The following is a 14,536-nucleotide window of genomic DNA, read 5'->3' as shown; positions in this document are numbered from 1 at the left end:
CGATGGCCGACGAGCTGGACAGCGAACGGGACGCGATCCTCGCGGCGCTGGCACCGGTCGTGGAGGGCATCGCCGCCACGTTCGGGCCGGTGTGCGACGTCGTGCTGCACGACTACCGCACCCCGGACACATCGGTGGTCGCCGTGGCCGGCTCGGTGACCGGGCGAACGGTCGGCGGCGCGATGAGCGAGATCGGCCTGCGCGTCCTCGCCCGCGGCGACGAGGCGTCCGACGAACTGAACTACGTCACCCGCGCCCGGAACGGGACGCTGGTGAAGTCCTCCACGATGGTGCTGCGCGACTCCTCGGGAGCAGTGTTCGGCGCCCTCTGCGTCAACGTGGACGCCGGTGCCCTCACCCAGGCGCACGGCCTGCTCGGCGCGCTCGCCGGACTCGGCGCCGCCCCGGCGGAGCTGCCGACGACCACCTTCGGCAACGACATCGACTCCGTGGTCGACGCCCTCTTCGACGCCCACCGGTCGAAGCAGCGGGGCAGCTGGGCGGAGCTCGACCGCGCGGAGCGCCTGGAGCTGTTCGGCGGGCTGGACACCCGCGGTGTCTTCGCCGTGCGCGGCGCGGTCGAGCAGGTCGCCGCCCGGCTCGGCATCTCCCGCGCCTCCGCCTACCACTACCTGGCCCAGGCCCGGGCCGCCCACGACACCGCCACCGGAGGATCCGCGTGACGACCACCACCCCACCCGTCACCCTCGACGACGTCCGGGACGCCGCAGCCCGGCTCAAGGGCGTCGCCCACCGCACGCCGGTGCTGCGCTCGCGGACCCTGGACGCGCTCACCGGCGCCGAGGTCTCCCTCAAGTGCGAGAACTTCCAGCGCGTGGGCGCCTTCAAGTTCCGCGGCGCCTACAACGCCGCCGCCCGCCTCACCCCCGAGCAGCTGTCCCGGGGCGTCGCCGCCTACTCCTCCGGCAACCACGCCCAGGCCGTCGCCCTGGCCGCCCGCGAGCTCGGCACCACCGCCGTGATCGTCATGCCCGAGGACGCCCCGCCGTCCAAGCGCGCGGCCACCGCCGCCTACGGCGCCGAGATCGTCACCTACGACCGATACACCGGCGACCGCGTCGCCATCGTCGAGGCCCTCGCCGCCGAGCGCGGCCTCACCCTCATCCCGCCGTACGAGCACCCGCACGTCATGGCGGGGCAGGGCACGGCCGCTCTCGAACTCCTCGAAGAGGCCGGGGAGCTCGGGGCGCTGCTGACGCCGGTCGGCGGCGGCGGGCTGATGGCCGGCAGCGCCACCGTGGCCAAGGCTCTGCACCCGGGCATCAGGACCATCGGCGTCGAACCGCAGGCCGGGGACGACACCAAGCGCTCGCTTCAGGCCGGCCGGCGCGTCAGCGTCCCGGTCCCGCACACCATCGCCGACGGCCAGGCCCTGCACACACCCGGGGAACTGACCTTCTCGGTCAACCGGCGGCTCCTGGACGAGGTCGTCCTGGTCACCGACGATGAGATCCGGGACGCGATGCGTTTCGCATTCGAACGCCTGAAGATCGTCGTCGAGCCGAGCGGCGCCACCCCGCTGGCCGCCCTGCTCACCGGCCGCGCGGGCGCGCTTCCATCCCGGGTCGGCGTCATCGTCTCCGGAGGCAACATAGACGCCGGGCGCTTCGCCGAGCTCTGCGGCGGCGGCTCCCGCTGAATTGGCGCCGCCCGTCGGACGGACGGACGATGGAAGCCCACCCTCACCGAGGAGGAGCGTCATGCTTGAAGTGAAGACGCTCGACAAGCCGGACGAGCGGCGCGACTACCCCCGAGGCCATCTGGAAGCCGTCCACATGACGGGACTGGACTTCGCCGTGGCCACCTTCGAACCGGGCTGGCGCTGGTCCGAGTCCGTGGCCCCGATCGCCGGGACGGACAGCTGCCGGATCCACCACAACGGCTATGTCGTCTCGGGCCGCATGCACATCCGCATGGACGACGGCGCGGAGGGCGAGGTGGGACCCGGCGACGTGTTCGTCTGCGCGCCCGGCCACGACGCCTGGGTCGTCGGCGACGAGCAGTGCGTGGTGTACGACTTCGCGGGCAGCATGGCCAAGGAGTACGCCAAGAAGGACTAGGACCGTCGTTCCGGATCATCCCGGTGTCACCAGGTCCGGCTCGCCCATCTGCGGCGTCGTCGCCGATGGGCGGCTCCCCCTGCTCGACTCCGATCGAGCAGGGGGACCCCACCGCGTCGGCGCCCTCCTTCACCTTGCGGCTGGGCGCACCGGCCCCGCTCGGGTCGGCTGACAGGAGCGGTGCCTCACAGCCGGCTCGATCCACCCGACGGGCCCCGCCACCGGCACCCGCGCGTCACACGGTGACCACCACTTTGGCCCGCGCGTGTTCCACCTCCAGGTACCGGATCGCCTCGGCCGCCTCGCTGAGCGGATACGTCCGCTCGACGACCGGGGCGAACCGTCCCGACTCGGCCAGCTCCCGCAGCACCGCCAGATTGGCCCTGCTCTGCCGCGCCGAGACCTCCAGCAGCCGCTGCCCGCCCGTGAAGGGAGCCAGGATCCGGCGCTTGAGGAAGAGCCCCATCGGCCCCAGGAGGCTGCCGCCCTCGTACATCCCTCCGCCCGACAGGACGAGCGTCCCGGAGGGAGTCAGCGCGCGCCGGAGCTCCCCGAGCGAGCGGTTGCCCACCAGGTCCAGTACGACGTCGTACCGCCTCCCGCTCCGGGCGAAGTCCTCCCGGGTGTAGTCGATGACCCCGTCCGCGCCCAGTGAGCGGACCAGGTCCACGTTCCGCGTGCTGCACACCGCCGTCACGTCCGCCCCGAAAGCCTTGCCGAGCTGCACGGCGAACGTGCCCACGCCGCCGGAGGCCCCGTTCACCAGGACCGCTTGTCCCGGCCGTACACCGGCGACGTCGCGCAGGGCCATGAGGGCGGTGTTGCCCGCCAGCGGCACCGCGGCGGCCTGCTCGAACGTGAGGTTGGCGGGCTTGATGCCCACCTCGCCGTCCCGTGCGCACACATACTCCGCGAACGCGCCGTCCGCCTCCCCGTACACCTCGTCACCGGGCTCCAGCCCCGTGACCCCGGGTCCCAGCGCCTCGACCCGGCCCGCGAAGTCCCGCCCCCGCACCGCCGTCCTGGGCCTGCGCAACCCCATCACGCCCCGGCCGAGCAGGGGGTCGCCGCGCATGAAGTGCCAGTCGTAGGCGTTGACCGAGGCCGCGTGCACCCGCACCAGCACCTCACCGGCGCCCGGCACCGGCCGGTCGACCTCCCGGAACTCCAGCGTGTCGGCCGAGCCGTACCGGTCCTGCACCACTGCCTTCATGAGACCCCCTCCGCTCCCGGCGAGCGTAGGAGCAGACCGGGCGCGGACCATCGGGGACGAACCCTGATCTTTCCCGGAGACCGGATGCCTGTCCCCGGAAGGCAACACCCCTGCGCACGTCCCTCGCCTTGCCCTTGGAAACCGATCGGTTTACGCTTCCCGGCAAGGGAAACCGATCGGTTTCCAAGCTGAGAACCTCAGGGAGACTCCCATGACCGCAATCGAAGGTTCCGTCGCACTAGTCACCGGCGGCAGTCGCGGCATCGGCCGGGCGCTGGTCGAGGCCCTCTACGAGCGGGGCGCGCGGAAGGTGTACGCCACCGCCCGCGACCCGCGCACCGTCACCCACCCCGACGCCTTGCCGCTGGCCCTGGAGGTGACCGACCCCGCGTCCGTCGCCGCGGCGGCCGAGCAGGCACAGGACGTCACCCTGCTGATCAACAACGCCGGTGCCTCGGTGAACGCGAACTTCCTCGACTCGCCCGTGGAGGACGTGCGCAGGGAGTTCGAGACCAACTTCTACGGGCCGCTCCTGGTGACCCGGGCCTTCGTCCCCGTCATCGAGCGCAACGGCGGCGGCCACATCCTCAACGTCCACTCCGTGCTGTCGTGGATCGGCCTCGCCGGCTCCTACAGCGCCTCCAAGGCCGCCTTCTGGTCGCAGACCAACTCGCTGCGCCTGGACCTGAAGCCGCGCGGGATCGACGTCACCGGCCTCCACGTCGGCTACGTCGACACGGACATGACCGTCGGCGTCGACGCCCCCAAGTCCACGGCCGCGTCCGTCGCCGCCCAGGCCCTCGACGGCATCGCGTCCGGCGCCTACGAGGTCCTGGCCGACGACGTCTCACGGCAGGTCAAGGCAGGGCTGGCGGCCGACCCCGCGGCCCTGTACCCGCAGCTCGCCGCCGCCTGATCACACCGGTAGCAGCCGCGCCACCAGCGCGCTCAACTGCCGGGCGTTGCGGCACTCGTGCATCTCGACCAGCTCGGCGTAAGCGGGCGCGACCGAGTCGCCGGTGCCCCAGCGGGAGCGCTGCTCGGGATTCAGCCAGTGCACACGACGGGCGCGTTCGGCGATCCGCCGCACGGCGGGCAGATTCGGGTCGCCCCGGTTCGTGCGGGCGTCACCGAGGACGAACACCGTCGTGCGCGAACCGACCGCGTCCCCGTAGCGCTCGGCGAACTCGCCCAGCGCCATGCCGTAGTCGCTGCTGCCGTGATGGCCCGTGACCGCCGCTTCCGCCTGGATGCGGACGCCCAGTCCTTCCGGGTCGGCCCTGCCGTGCTCCAGCAGCCCGGTCACCTCGTCGATCCGGTTGACGAAGGCGAACACGCGCACCTTGCCGAACTGGTCGTGCAGTGCCTGCACCAGCAGCATGGTGAAGTCCGAGAAGCCGGAAACCGACCCCGACACATCGCACAACAGCACCAGTTCGGGCCGTGCCGGACGCCGCCGGCGCAGCACCGGCTTCATCGGCACTCCGCCCGTGGACAGCGAACCGCGCAGGGTCCGCCGCAGATCGATCGTGCCCCGGGAGACGCGTCGGCGCCGGGCCGCGAGGCGCGTGGCGAGTTTACGGGCCAGCGGCTGGACCGTCCTGCGCAGCTCGGCCAGCCGGACCGGCCCGGCGAACAGGAAGTCGACCCGGTCGGCGGTCGGGGCGACCGCCCGACGGGCGATCTCGTCCCGCCCGCGCCGCTCGGCGACCCGCCGCCGTGCCTCCGCGGCCACCAGGGCGCGGAAGACGTCGATGCGCCGCCGGATCTCGTCCTCCAGCAGCCGGTCCGCGAATCCGGAACTCCCGGTCCGCCCCCGGACGTTGTCGCGCACGCGGGCCAGCAGCGTCTGCGGCCGCAGCCGTTCGAGCGTCTGGTACGACGACCAGCCGTCGGACTCGGGTGAGGAACCGTAGCCGCCGAAGCCGTCGACCGCCTCGATCGCCAGCCGGCCCAGCATCGCTCGGTCGTCGGCTGCCAGGGCGTCGACCAGCCGGTCCCGCAGTTCCTCCCGCCCCGCCGCCCGCTGCTCCGGGCCGCCGACACCGCTCGGGAAGCAGAGGTCGAAGACCGGGTCGAACACCTGGCGCTGCCCGGGCCCGTGCAGCAGCGTGGCGGCGAGCCCTTCGCGCAGCAGCTCCCGGTCCGCGAGGCCGAGTTCCTCGATGGCCCGTGCCGCGTCGACGCTCTCGCCGGTGCCGATCCGCACGCCGTGCGCGCGCAGCGCCCCGACCAGGGACGTCAGCCGTTCGGCGACGCCCGCCGGCGTGGTCACAGGGCGTCCAGGTCGAGCTTCGCGGACGCTTTGAGGACGTCGTCCTGGTGCTTGAGGAGCACGCCGAGCGTGGCTCGCACGACGGTCTCGTCCAGGGTGCCGGCGCCGAGAGCGAGCAGGGTGTGCGCCCAGTCGACCGTCTCGGCGACCGACGGCACCTTGCGCAGGTCCATCGCCCGCAGCGCGGCCACGACCCGCACGACCGAGCGGGCCAGTGCCTCGTCGAGGCCCGGCACCTTCAGTCGTACGATCCGGCGCTCCAGCTCCTCGTCGGGGAAGCCGATGTGCAGGAAGAGGCAGCGGCGACGCAGGGCCTCCGACAGCTCCCGGGACGCGTTGGAGGTGAGGACGACGAGGGGGCGGTGCGTCGCCGTGATGGTGCCCAGCTCGGGGACGGTCACCTGGAAGTCGCTCAGCACCTCCAGCAGCAGGCCCTCCACCTCGACGTCGGCCTTGTCCGTCTCGTCGATCAGCAGCACCGTGGGGTCTTCGCCCCGGATCGCGGTCAGCAGGGGCCGGGGGAGCAGGAACTCCTCGCTGAAGATGTCGGTGCGGGCCTCGTCCCACGTCTCGTCGCGGCCCGCGCTGATGCGCAGGAGCTGTTTGGCGTGGTTCCACTCGTACAGCGCCCGGGACTCGTCGACCCCCTCGTAGCACTGGAGGCGGACGAGCCGTGCCCCGGCGACCTCGGCGACCGCCTTGGCCAGCTCCGTCTTGCCGACGCCGGCCGGGCCCTCTACCAGGAGCGGCTTGCCGAGCCGGTCGGCGAGGAAGACGGTCGTGGCGACGGCGGGCGAAGCGAGGTAGCCGGTCTCGGCGAGGCGTGCGGAGACGTCGTCGACGGATGTGAACAACGGGGCCTCCCGGACTGCGGCGCCGGACGAACGGGCAGGGCACTATCTAAGCGCTTGTTCACCCACGTTGTCACGGGCCACGTGTCCGGGCCAGCGGTTAAACCGATCGGTTTCCCCGGGTGCGTGCGGCGGGGTACTCTCGCCCGTATGGCCACCACCGACAAGGCATCCACCAGGGACCGGCTGCTCGACACGGCGGCCGAGCTGTTCTACCGGGAGGGCGTCTCCCTCGGCGTCGAGACGCTGTGCCGCAGCGCCGGGGTGTCCAAGCGGTCCATGTACCAGCTCTTCGCCGGCAAGGACGAGGTCCTCGCGGCGAGCCTGGCCCGGCGGCTGCCGGAGTACGGGGAGCGGCTGGCGCTCGGCCCGCAGGAGGAGGCGGGCAGCCCGCGCGAGAGGATCCTGCACGTCTTCGACCGGCTGGAGAAGGCGTCAGCCGAGCCCGCCTACCTCGGCTGCCCCTATCTCGCCGCCCTGGTCGAGCTGAAGGCTCCCGAGCACCCGGCGAGTGTCGTCGCCCGCGGGGCGAAGGAATGGCTGCTGGGCTTCTTCCGCACGCAGGCCGAAGAGGGCGCGGCACGTGATCCGGAGCTGCTCGCCCGCCAGCTGATGCTGGTCTTCGACGGGGCCAGCGCCCGGGCGGGAGCCGGGATCGAGACACTGGACGGCCTGACGACGACGACCGTGACCGCGCTGCTGGACGCCTCCGGCACCCGGTGAGGGGGCGGCCGCCGCAGCGCCCGCCCCCTCACGCGGCGGACGCAACCGCCCGCACCGCCGGTGTGCGCGATACCCGCGGGTCTCCGGCCAGGCCCGCCCCCCCCTCGCCCCTGGTGCTCGCCGCCGATGTGACCACCGACGTGGGCGCGCGGCAGGCGGTGGACACGGTGGGGCAGGTCGACACCCTCGGCGTCTTCGAGTCCGCCGACCCCCTGGAGACCGGCGACGAGGAGTGGCGCCGCTACGTCGACGAACGTCCTGACCGCCGTGCGCCTCCCCCCGCTCGTCCTCCCCGGCACGAACCGAAGGCGGCTTCTCGGCGACGTCGTAGTCGCCGGTCTCCTCGATGCCCTTGGGCGGCTGGCCGGCCTCGCCGCGCTTGCGGCGCTTCACCAGCTTGGCGAAGCCCCCGTACCACTTGGTGGCCCGGTCGGCCGGGCCGGGGCACCGCGTGCGGAACGTCGCAGCGACTCGGCGGTCGTCATCCCCGCCGAGACGATCCATGACCGCCTGTCCGAGACGGCCCGGCTCACGGTGAGCCCGGGTTTCGCCGAGCAGGCGGCCGCAGCGGCGTCACGGTGAACTCGGTGATCGCGGGACCGGCCCACACGGGCGGCATGGAGGACTTCGTTCACCGACTCGTCGACCGCGACCCGCCCGGGGACGAGGCGCAGCGCGCCGCCGCGCGGCAGCACCGGCCCGCAATCACCGCTCCAGCGGCTGATCGAGCCGGAGGAGAGTGCCCACACGGTCGTCCACCTCGCCTCCGACCAGGCCTCGGCGACCGCGGGCGGTGCCCTGCGGGCCGACGGCGGCTACGCCACCCCGATCCTGCCCTGACGCACGAGCACCACCTCCAGCGTGCGCGGACCGTGCACCCCCTCGACCCGGTCCAGCTCGATGTCACTGGTCGCCGACGGCCCGGAGATCCACGTCAACGGGCGTGCCGGGTCGAGGCGTTCGAGCCCCTGAGGGACGGACGACACGACCTGGCCGGGGACGCGGACGACGCAGATGTGGTGGTCCGGGACGAGGGTGATCCGGCGGCGGCCCTGGTCGGGCGAGCCGTCCAGCACGAGGGTGCCGGTCTCGGCGATCGCGACCGCACAGGCCGTCACCACGCTGTCCACCCGGTCCAGTTCTCCCGGGGTGCTCTCCGCCCGGTCCGCCACCCGCGTCACACCGGTCGCCGACAGCCACCCCTCGTCCAGTCCCGGCGGCACGAGCACCGAGGCCGAACCGCGCTTCTCCAGCAGCCCCGCTATCAGGGCGGCCAGGCCACCGGCGTCCGTGCGGTGCACGAGCGCCCGGTAGTCCGCCAGGTTCTCGGCGAGCAGATCGACGGTCTGCTCGACACTCCGGTCCCCGTGCTCCCGCGCATAGTCACGCGGCACCGCCCGCTCATACGGGGCGTCGTCCCGCGGTACGTCCGCCAGTGCGCGCCGTACCCGCCCCAGGATCCGTTCCCTGCTGTTCACTTCGCCCCGTCCTTTCCGCCGCGCGTGCGCTGCCACCAGTCCCGGAACGGCTCGGCGGGCACCGGCGGCAGCTCCCGGGTCCCGCTCCAGGCCCGGCCGGGGCCGGGCAGCGTACGGGGATGGAAGCGGCGTGTGCGGGAGGCGGCGCGCTGACCGGTGCGCAGCGCGCCCGGGTGGGTGAACGCCCAGCGGGCCGCCCGCATCGCCGCCCGCTCGGCGGCATGCCCCTTCGCGGGTCGCAGCACCACCTTGTTGCCCTCCCGCGTGACCTCGCCGCCCTGCACGACCCGCTCCCGCAGATGCACCAGCACCTCGGGGATGTCGATGGCGACCGGGCACACCTCGTAGCACGCCCCGCACAGCGAGGACGCGTACGGCAGCGAGGCGTCGATCTCGCTGGCCGTACCCCGCAGCTGGGGACTGAGGATCGCGCCGATCGGCCCGGGGTACACCGAGCCGTAGGCGTGGCCGCCGGCCCGTTCGTACACCGGGCACACATTCAGGCACGCCGAACAGCGGATGCAGCGCAATGCCTGCCGGCCGACCTCGTCGGCGAGGGTGTCGGTGCGGCCGTTGTCCAGCAGCACCAGATGGAAGGTGCCCGGGCCGTCCTGATCGCTCGTGCCGGTCCACGTCGAGGTGTAGGGGTTCATGCGCTCGGCGGTGGAGGAGCGGGGGAGGGTCTGCAGGAACACCTCCAGGTCCCGCCACGTCGGCACGATCTTCTCGATGCCGACGACCGAGATCAGCGTCTCGGGCAGGGTCAGGCACATCCGGCCGTTGCCCTCCGACTCGACGACCACCAGGGTGCCCGTCTCGGCGACCATGAAGTTGGCACCGGAGATGCCGACCCTGGCACGCAGGAACTTCTCCCGCAGGTGCAGCCGTGCCGCCTCGGCGAGTTCGGCGGGCGTGTCGGTGAGGCCCTCGGGGGCGGGGCGGCCCCACTCGCTCATCTCGGAGCGGAAGATGTCCCGGATCTCGCCCCGGTTGCGGTGGATGGCCGGCACCAGGATGTGGGAGGGACGGTCCTTGCCCAACTGCACGATCAGCTCGGCGAGATCGGTCTCGTAGGCTCGGATGCCCTCGGCTTCCAGCGCCTCGTTCAGGCCGATCTCCTGCGTGGCCATCGACTTGACCTTGACGACCTCCGACTCGCCGGTCATCTTCACGAGCCGGGTCACGATGTCGTTGGCCTCGGCCGCGTCGGCGGCCCAGTGCACGACGCCGCCCGCGGCCGTGACCGACTCCTCCAGCTGTTCCAGGTAGCGGTCCAGATGGCGCAGCGTGTGGTCCTTGATCCGCTTGCCCGCCTCGCGCAGCTCGGCCCAGTCGGACACCTCCGTGACGGCCTTCGCCCGTTTGGCGCGGATGGTGTGCGTGGCGTGCCGCAGATTGCCGCGCAGGGTCGGATTGGCCACCGCCTCCCGCGCGGCCTCCGGAAACGCCGGCATGCCGACGAACGTCCCGCTCATACGGCCGGTTCCTCCTCCGTGCTCGCCAGGATCTCCGCGATGTGCACCGGCCGCATGCCGGTCCGCAGCCGGGCCATCGTCCCGCCGATGTGCATCAGGCAGGAGTTGTCGGCCGCGCACAGCACCTCGGCGCCCGTCGACTCGGCGTTGCGCACCTTGTCCGCGCCCATCGCCGCCGAGACGTCGGCGTTCTTCAGCGCGAAGGTGCCGCCGAACCCGCAGCACTCGTCCGCGCCCGGCAGTTCGACGAGCTCCAGCCCCTTCACGGCCCGCAGCAGCCGCCGCGGCCGTTCGCCGAGCCCGAGTCCGCGCAGCCCGTGGCAGGTCGGGTGGTAGGTCACCTTGTGCGGGTAGTACGCCCCGACGTCCGTCACGCCCAGCACATCGACCAGGAACTGCGTGAGCTCGTACGTCTTGGGCACCACCGGGGCCAGCGTCGCCGCGAGGGCGTCCCCGCGCCCCTCGGCCCGGGCCCGCTCGCCCATCCGCGGATACAGCTCCCGCACCATCGCCCCGCACGACCCGGACGGCGTCACGATCGCCTCGTACCCGCCGAAGACATCGGAGAAATGACGAGCGAGGGGCTCGGCCTCGTGACGGTATCCGGTGTTGTAGTGCGCCTGCCCGCAGCAGGTCTGCGCCATCGGGAAGTCGACGTCGACGCCCAGTCTGGTCAGCAGTTTCACCACGGCACGCCCGGTGTCCGGATAGAGCGTGTCGTTGACGCAGGTCAGGAACAGGGCGACACGCATCGCGGCTCCTAGTGGTCGGTCATGGGATGAGTGCTGGGGCCCCTCCCACACCGGTTCAGCGTAGTGGGGGAGGGATCAGGAGGACGAGGAGCGGGGGCGACCCCGTCAGTGCCCGGCGAGCCGGTCCTGCGCGGCGCGCCATCGCTCGGGCCCGCCGCGCGGCTCGTACCGCGTGAGCGGCTGGGTGTTCACGAGCAGCCGCCGCATCCCGGCCAGGTCGCCGGCCGACCCGTGCGCCCGTGCCTGCACCAGCACGTTCCCTAGCGCGGCGGCCTCGGTCGGTCCGGCCACCACCGGCAGCCCGCAGGCATCGGCGGTCAGCTGGCACAGCAGCGCGTTGCGCGTACCGCCCCCGACGACATGCACGACGTCGACCGCGTGCCCGGCGAGCCGCTGGGCGTCCTCGACGGCCTTGCGGTGGGCGAGGGCGAGGGAGTCGAGGATGCAGCGCGTCACCTCGGCCGGCGATTCGGGCACGGGCTGCCCCGAGACCCGGCAGGCCTCGGCGATCCGCTCGGGCATCCGCCCCGGCGCGAGGAACGCCGCGTCGCCCGCGTCCACCACCGACCGCAGTGTCTCCACCTTGGACGCCTCCAGCAGCAGCGTGCCCAGATCCCTCTCGCCCCAGGCCCGTACGCACTCCTGGAGCAGCCAGAGCCCCATGATGTTGCGCAGATAGCGAACCGTGCCGTCCAGGCCCAGTTCGTTGGTGAAGTTGGCCGCCCGGCTCTCCTCGGTCAGCACCGGCGCCTCCAGCTCCAGGCCGGCCAGGGACCAGGTGCCCGTGCAGATGTAGGCGAACCGTTCACCCGACGCCGGTACCGCGGCGACCGCCGAGGCGGTGTCGTGTGACCCGACGGCCGTCACCGGCACGGGTCCGGCGAGCCCGGTGGTCTCCAGCACCTCGGGGAGCAGCAGCCCCGCCGCATCACCGGGCTGCCGCAGCGGCGCGAACAGCCCGAGATCGATCCCGAGGCGCTCCGCGACGCCGTACGCCCAGTCGCGGGTGCGCGGATCGATCAGCTGGGTGGTGGAGGCGTTGGTGAGCTCGGTGCCCTGCTCGCCGGTGAGCCAGTACGTCAGCAGATCGGGCATCAGCAGCAACCGCCGGGCCTGGGCGAGCTGAGCCGTCGATCGCGCGGCGGTCAGCTGGTACAGGGTGTTGAAGGGCGCGTACTGCAACCCGGTCGCGGCGTACAGCTCCTGCGCGGACACGGTCGCCCACACCTTCTCCGCGACCCCCTCCGTACGGGAGTCCCGGTAGTGCACGGGGTTGCCGAGCAGCGCCCCGTCCGCGTCGAGCAGCCCGTAGTCGACGGCCCAGGTGTCGATGCCGACGGAGTCGACCTGCCCGGCCGCCTTCAGGCCGTCCAGCACCCCGGCGTACAGGCCGAGCACGTCCCAGCGCAGCCCCTCGGGTACCCGGACGGGCCGGTTGGGAAAGCGGTGGACCTCGGCCAGCTCCAGGCTGTCCGGGCCGACGCGGCCGACCATGACGCGCCCGCTGGACGCGCCGAGGTCGACCGCGGCGCAGGACTTCACAGCCGCGCTCATCGCAGGAAGGCGGCCGCGACGCCGGCGTCGACCGGGATGTGCAGACCGGTCGTGTGGGTGAGGTCCCCACCGGTCAGCGCGAACACGGCGCCCGCGACGTGCTCGGGCAGCACCTCGCGCTTGAGGATGGTCCGCTGGGCGTAGAACTCACCCAGCTTCTCCTCCTCCACCCCGTACACGGCGGCCCGCTTGGCGCCCCACCCGCCGGCGAAGATTCCCGAGCCGCGCACGACACCGTCCGGGTTGACCCCGTTGACCCGGACGCCGTGCTCGCCCAGCTCGGCGGCGAGCAGCCGCACCTGGTGGGCCTGGTCGGCCTTGGTGGCGGAGTAGGCGATGTTGTTGGGGCCGGCGAACACGGCGTTCTTTGAGGCGATGTAGACGATGTCACCGCCCAGTTCCTGGGCGATCATCACGCGCGCCGCTTCCCGCGACACGAGGAAGGACCCGCGCGCCATGATGTCGTGCTGGAGGTCCCAGTCCTTGGCGGAGGTCTCCAGCAGCGGCTTGGAGATCGAGATGCCGGCGTTGTTGACGACGAGGTCCACTCCGCCGAAGGCCAGCACGGCCGACCGGAACGCCTCGGCGATCTGCTCCTCGGACGTGACGTCCACGGTCACGGCGACGGCCTTGTCGGACCCGCCCAGTTCCTCGGCGACGGCCCGGGCGTTCTCCGCGTCGAGGTCGGCGACGACCACGCACGCCCCCTCGGCGACGAGCCGGTGGGCGATGGCCTTGCCGATCCCGCTGCCGGCACCGGTCACCAGCGCCACCCGGGTCGCCAACGCCTTGGGCTTCGGCATCCGCTGGAGCTTGGCCTCCTCCAGCGCCCAGTACTCGATCCGGAACTTCTCGGACTCCTCGATCGGCGCGTAGGCGGACACGGCCTCGGCCCCGCGCATCACGTTGATGGCGTTGACGTAGAACTCGCCCGCCACCCGGGCGGTCTGCTTGTCCTTGCCGAAGGAGAACATGCCCACGCCCGGTACCAGCACGATCGCCGGGTCGGCGCCCCGCATGGCGGGGGAGTCCGGCTCGGCGTGCCGCCGGTAGTAGGCGGCGTACTCCTCGCGGTACGCGGCGTGCAGCTCCTTCAGCCGGGCGATCGCCTCGTCGAGCGGAGCGGTCGGCGGCAGGTCCAGCACCAGCGGGCGGACCTTGGTGCGCAGGAAGTGGTCGGGGCAGGAGGTGCCGAGCGCGGCCAGGCGCGGGTGCTCCGCGCTCGCCAGGAAGTCGAGCACGACCTCGGAGTCGTTGTAATGCCCCACCTGGGGCCGGTCCCGGGAGGCGAGGGCGCGCACGTACGGCGCGAGGGCGGCGGCCCGCTCCCGCCGCTCGGCGGGGCCCAGCGCGGCGTACCCCTCGATCACCGGACCGAAGGGCTCGGGCCTGCCACGCTCGGCGAGGAACCGCTCGGCGGTCCGGATGATGTGCAGAGAGTTCCGCTCGCACTCCTCGGAGGTGTCCCCCCAGGCGGTGATCCCGTGGCCGCCGAGAACACACCCGATGGCTTGCGGGTTGGCCTTCCTCACGGCCGCGATGTCCAGCCCGAGCTGGAAACCGGGCCGCCGCCACGGCACCCACACCACGCGGTCCCCGAAGCACTCCGCGGTCAGCTTCTCCCCGTCGGCGGCACAGGCGAGCGCGATCCCCGAGTCCGGGTGCAGATGATCGACGTGCGCGGCCTCGACCAGCCCGTGCATCGCGGTGTCGATGGAGGGGGCGGCCCCGCCCTTGCCGTGCAGGCAGTAGTCGAAGGCGGCGACCATCTCGTCCTCGCGCTCGACTCCCGGATACACCTCGACGAGCGCCCGCATCCGGTCGAGCCGGAGCACGGCCAGCCCCGCCTCGGTCAGGGTCCCGAGGTCACCGCCGGATCCCTTGACCCACATCAGCTCGATGTCCCCACCGGTGACGGGGTCGGTCTCGGTGCCCTTGGCGGAGGCGTTGCCCCCGGCGTAGTTGGTGTTCCGGGGATCGGAGCCGAGCCGATGCGACCGAGCGAGCAGAGCGGCAGCTTCGGGATGAACAGCCATGCCAGTTCCTTTTCGAAGAGAGGGGGTGAGATTCGGTGTTCCTGGGGGCGCGGGGCTGCATCGATCGGCGGCTCCGGCGCGGGGCGCGACGAGCCGCA

General features: G+C 72.6%; 14 protein-coding genes. 6 read left to right on the top strand and 8 right to left on the bottom strand.

Annotation, left to right across the window (positions count from 1 at the left end):
• Positions 1-2: 2 nt before the first annotated feature.
• The 3 genes from ACIQHQ_RS20010 to ACIQHQ_RS20000 all read left to right on the top strand — a co-directional run bounded on the left by ACIQHQ_RS20010 (position 3) and on the right by ACIQHQ_RS20000 (position 2,081).
• The gene (locus tag ACIQHQ_RS20010; RefSeq protein ID WP_402613229.1) at positions 3-683 is read left to right on the top strand and encodes a transcriptional regulator; all 681 of its coding nucleotides are present in this window, start codon (positions 3-5) and stop codon (positions 681-683) included.
• Positions 680-1,660, top strand: coding sequence for a pyridoxal-phosphate dependent enzyme (locus ACIQHQ_RS20005; protein ID WP_402613228.1), 981 nt, complete (start codon positions 680-682; stop codon positions 1,658-1,660). The genes ACIQHQ_RS20010 and ACIQHQ_RS20005 overlap by 4 nt, the downstream gene beginning before the upstream one ends.
• A gap of 61 nt (positions 1,661-1,721) precedes the next feature.
• Entirely contained in the window at positions 1,722-2,081 is a 360-nt protein-coding gene (locus tag ACIQHQ_RS20000; protein ID WP_402613227.1) for a cupin domain-containing protein, read from the top strand.
• Between the two features lie 235 nt (positions 2,082-2,316).
• Here ACIQHQ_RS20000 and ACIQHQ_RS19995 read toward each other — a convergent pair whose 3' ends face one another.
• A complete protein-coding gene (locus ACIQHQ_RS19995; RefSeq protein WP_402613226.1) occupies positions 2,317-3,294 on the bottom strand; it encodes an NAD(P)-dependent alcohol dehydrogenase in 978 nt (325 codons plus the stop codon).
• A 211-nt stretch (positions 3,295-3,505) separates the two neighbouring features.
• On the opposite strand from ACIQHQ_RS19995, the gene ACIQHQ_RS19990 reads away from it, so the two are divergent.
• Positions 3,506-4,210 carry an SDR family oxidoreductase gene (locus tag ACIQHQ_RS19990; protein ID WP_402613225.1) on the top strand — a complete coding sequence of 235 codons (705 nt, stop codon included), beginning with the start codon at positions 3,506-3,508 and terminating at the stop codon, positions 4,208-4,210.
• On the opposite strand, the gene ACIQHQ_RS19985 is transcribed toward ACIQHQ_RS19990, so the two are convergent.
• Complete coding sequence (locus ACIQHQ_RS19985) at positions 4,211-5,569, bottom strand: VWA domain-containing protein (RefSeq protein ID WP_402613224.1); 1,359 nt, start codon at positions 5,567-5,569, stop codon at positions 4,211-4,213.
• Positions 5,566-6,423 (bottom strand): AAA family ATPase, encoded by an 858-nt coding sequence (locus ACIQHQ_RS19980; protein ID WP_402613223.1) that lies wholly within the window; start codon positions 6,421-6,423, stop codon positions 5,566-5,568. Before ACIQHQ_RS19980 ends, ACIQHQ_RS19985 begins: the two co-directional genes overlap by 4 nt.
• Positions 6,424-6,570: 147 nt before the next feature.
• Between ACIQHQ_RS19980 and ACIQHQ_RS19975 the strand changes: the two genes are divergently transcribed.
• Positions 6,571-7,143, top strand: a complete 573-nt coding sequence (locus tag ACIQHQ_RS19975) for a TetR/AcrR family transcriptional regulator (protein WP_402613222.1) — start codon at positions 6,571-6,573, stop codon at positions 7,141-7,143.
• A 720-nt stretch (positions 7,144-7,863) separates the two neighbouring features.
• Positions 7,864-7,983: a hypothetical protein gene (locus tag ACIQHQ_RS19970; protein ID WP_402613469.1), complete on the top strand. Its 120-nt coding sequence runs from the start codon at positions 7,864-7,866 to the stop codon at positions 7,981-7,983.
• Here the strand turns inward: ACIQHQ_RS19970 and ACIQHQ_RS19965 are convergent.
• The 5 genes from ACIQHQ_RS19965 to ACIQHQ_RS19945 all read right to left on the bottom strand — a co-directional run bounded on the left by ACIQHQ_RS19965 (position 7,959) and on the right by ACIQHQ_RS19945 (position 14,438).
• Positions 7,959-8,621 (bottom strand): lactate utilization protein C, encoded by a 663-nt coding sequence (locus tag ACIQHQ_RS19965; RefSeq protein WP_402613221.1) that lies wholly within the window; start codon positions 8,619-8,621, stop codon positions 7,959-7,961. The genes ACIQHQ_RS19970 and ACIQHQ_RS19965 overlap by 25 nt on opposite strands.
• On the bottom strand, positions 8,618-10,096 hold the full coding sequence (locus ACIQHQ_RS19960) for a LutB/LldF family L-lactate oxidation iron-sulfur protein (RefSeq protein ID WP_402613220.1): 1,479 nt from the start codon (positions 10,094-10,096) through the stop codon (positions 8,618-8,620). Before ACIQHQ_RS19960 ends, ACIQHQ_RS19965 begins: the two co-directional genes overlap by 4 nt.
• Positions 10,093-10,848, bottom strand: coding sequence for a (Fe-S)-binding protein (locus ACIQHQ_RS19955; RefSeq protein ID WP_402613219.1), 756 nt, complete (start codon positions 10,846-10,848; stop codon positions 10,093-10,095). Before ACIQHQ_RS19955 ends, ACIQHQ_RS19960 begins: the two co-directional genes overlap by 4 nt.
• A 105-nt stretch (positions 10,849-10,953) precedes the next feature.
• Positions 10,954-12,402 carry a rhamnulokinase family protein gene (locus ACIQHQ_RS19950; RefSeq protein ID WP_402613218.1) on the bottom strand — a complete coding sequence of 483 codons (1,449 nt, stop codon included), beginning with the start codon at positions 12,400-12,402 and terminating at the stop codon, positions 10,954-10,956.
• On the bottom strand, positions 12,399-14,438 hold the full coding sequence (locus tag ACIQHQ_RS19945; protein WP_402613217.1) for a bifunctional aldolase/short-chain dehydrogenase: 2,040 nt from the start codon (positions 14,436-14,438) through the stop codon (positions 12,399-12,401). The genes ACIQHQ_RS19950 and ACIQHQ_RS19945 overlap by 4 nt, the downstream gene beginning before the upstream one ends.
• Positions 14,439-14,536 lie beyond the last annotated feature (98 nt).

Origin of the sequence: Streptomyces sp. NPDC092370 (assembly GCF_044755265.1) — a bacterium.
GTDB lineage: Bacteria > Actinomycetota > Actinomycetes > Streptomycetales > Streptomycetaceae > Streptomyces.
The sequence above is the reverse complement of the archived record's forward strand: the minus strand, read 5'-3'. Positions and strand labels throughout refer to the sequence as shown.

Coding starts and splice junctions, on each gene's coding strand:
- ACIQHQ_RS19960 (WP_402613220.1), bottom strand. CDS start 10,096: ATGAGCGGGACGTTCGTCGGCATGCCGGCGTTTCCGGAGGCCGCGCGG.
- ACIQHQ_RS20000 (WP_402613227.1), top strand. CDS start 1,722: ATGCTTGAAGTGAAGACGCTCGACAAGCCGGACGAGCGGCGCGACTAC.
- ACIQHQ_RS19975 (WP_402613222.1), top strand. CDS start 6,571: ATGGCCACCACCGACAAGGCATCCACCAGGGACCGGCTGCTCGACACG.
- ACIQHQ_RS20010 (WP_402613229.1), top strand. CDS start 3: ATGGCCGACGAGCTGGACAGCGAACGGGACGCGATCCTCGCGGCGCTG.
- ACIQHQ_RS19950 (WP_402613218.1), bottom strand. CDS start 12,402: ATGAGCGCGGCTGTGAAGTCCTGCGCCGCGGTCGACCTCGGCGCGTCC.
- ACIQHQ_RS19990 (WP_402613225.1), top strand. CDS start 3,506: ATGACCGCAATCGAAGGTTCCGTCGCACTAGTCACCGGCGGCAGTCGC.
- ACIQHQ_RS19945 (WP_402613217.1), bottom strand. CDS start 14,438: ATGGCTGTTCATCCCGAAGCTGCCGCTCTGCTCGCTCGGTCGCATCGG.
- ACIQHQ_RS19995 (WP_402613226.1), bottom strand. CDS start 3,294: ATGAAGGCAGTGGTGCAGGACCGGTACGGCTCGGCCGACACGCTGGAG.
- ACIQHQ_RS19955 (WP_402613219.1), bottom strand. CDS start 10,848: ATGCGTGTCGCCCTGTTCCTGACCTGCGTCAACGACACGCTCTATCCG.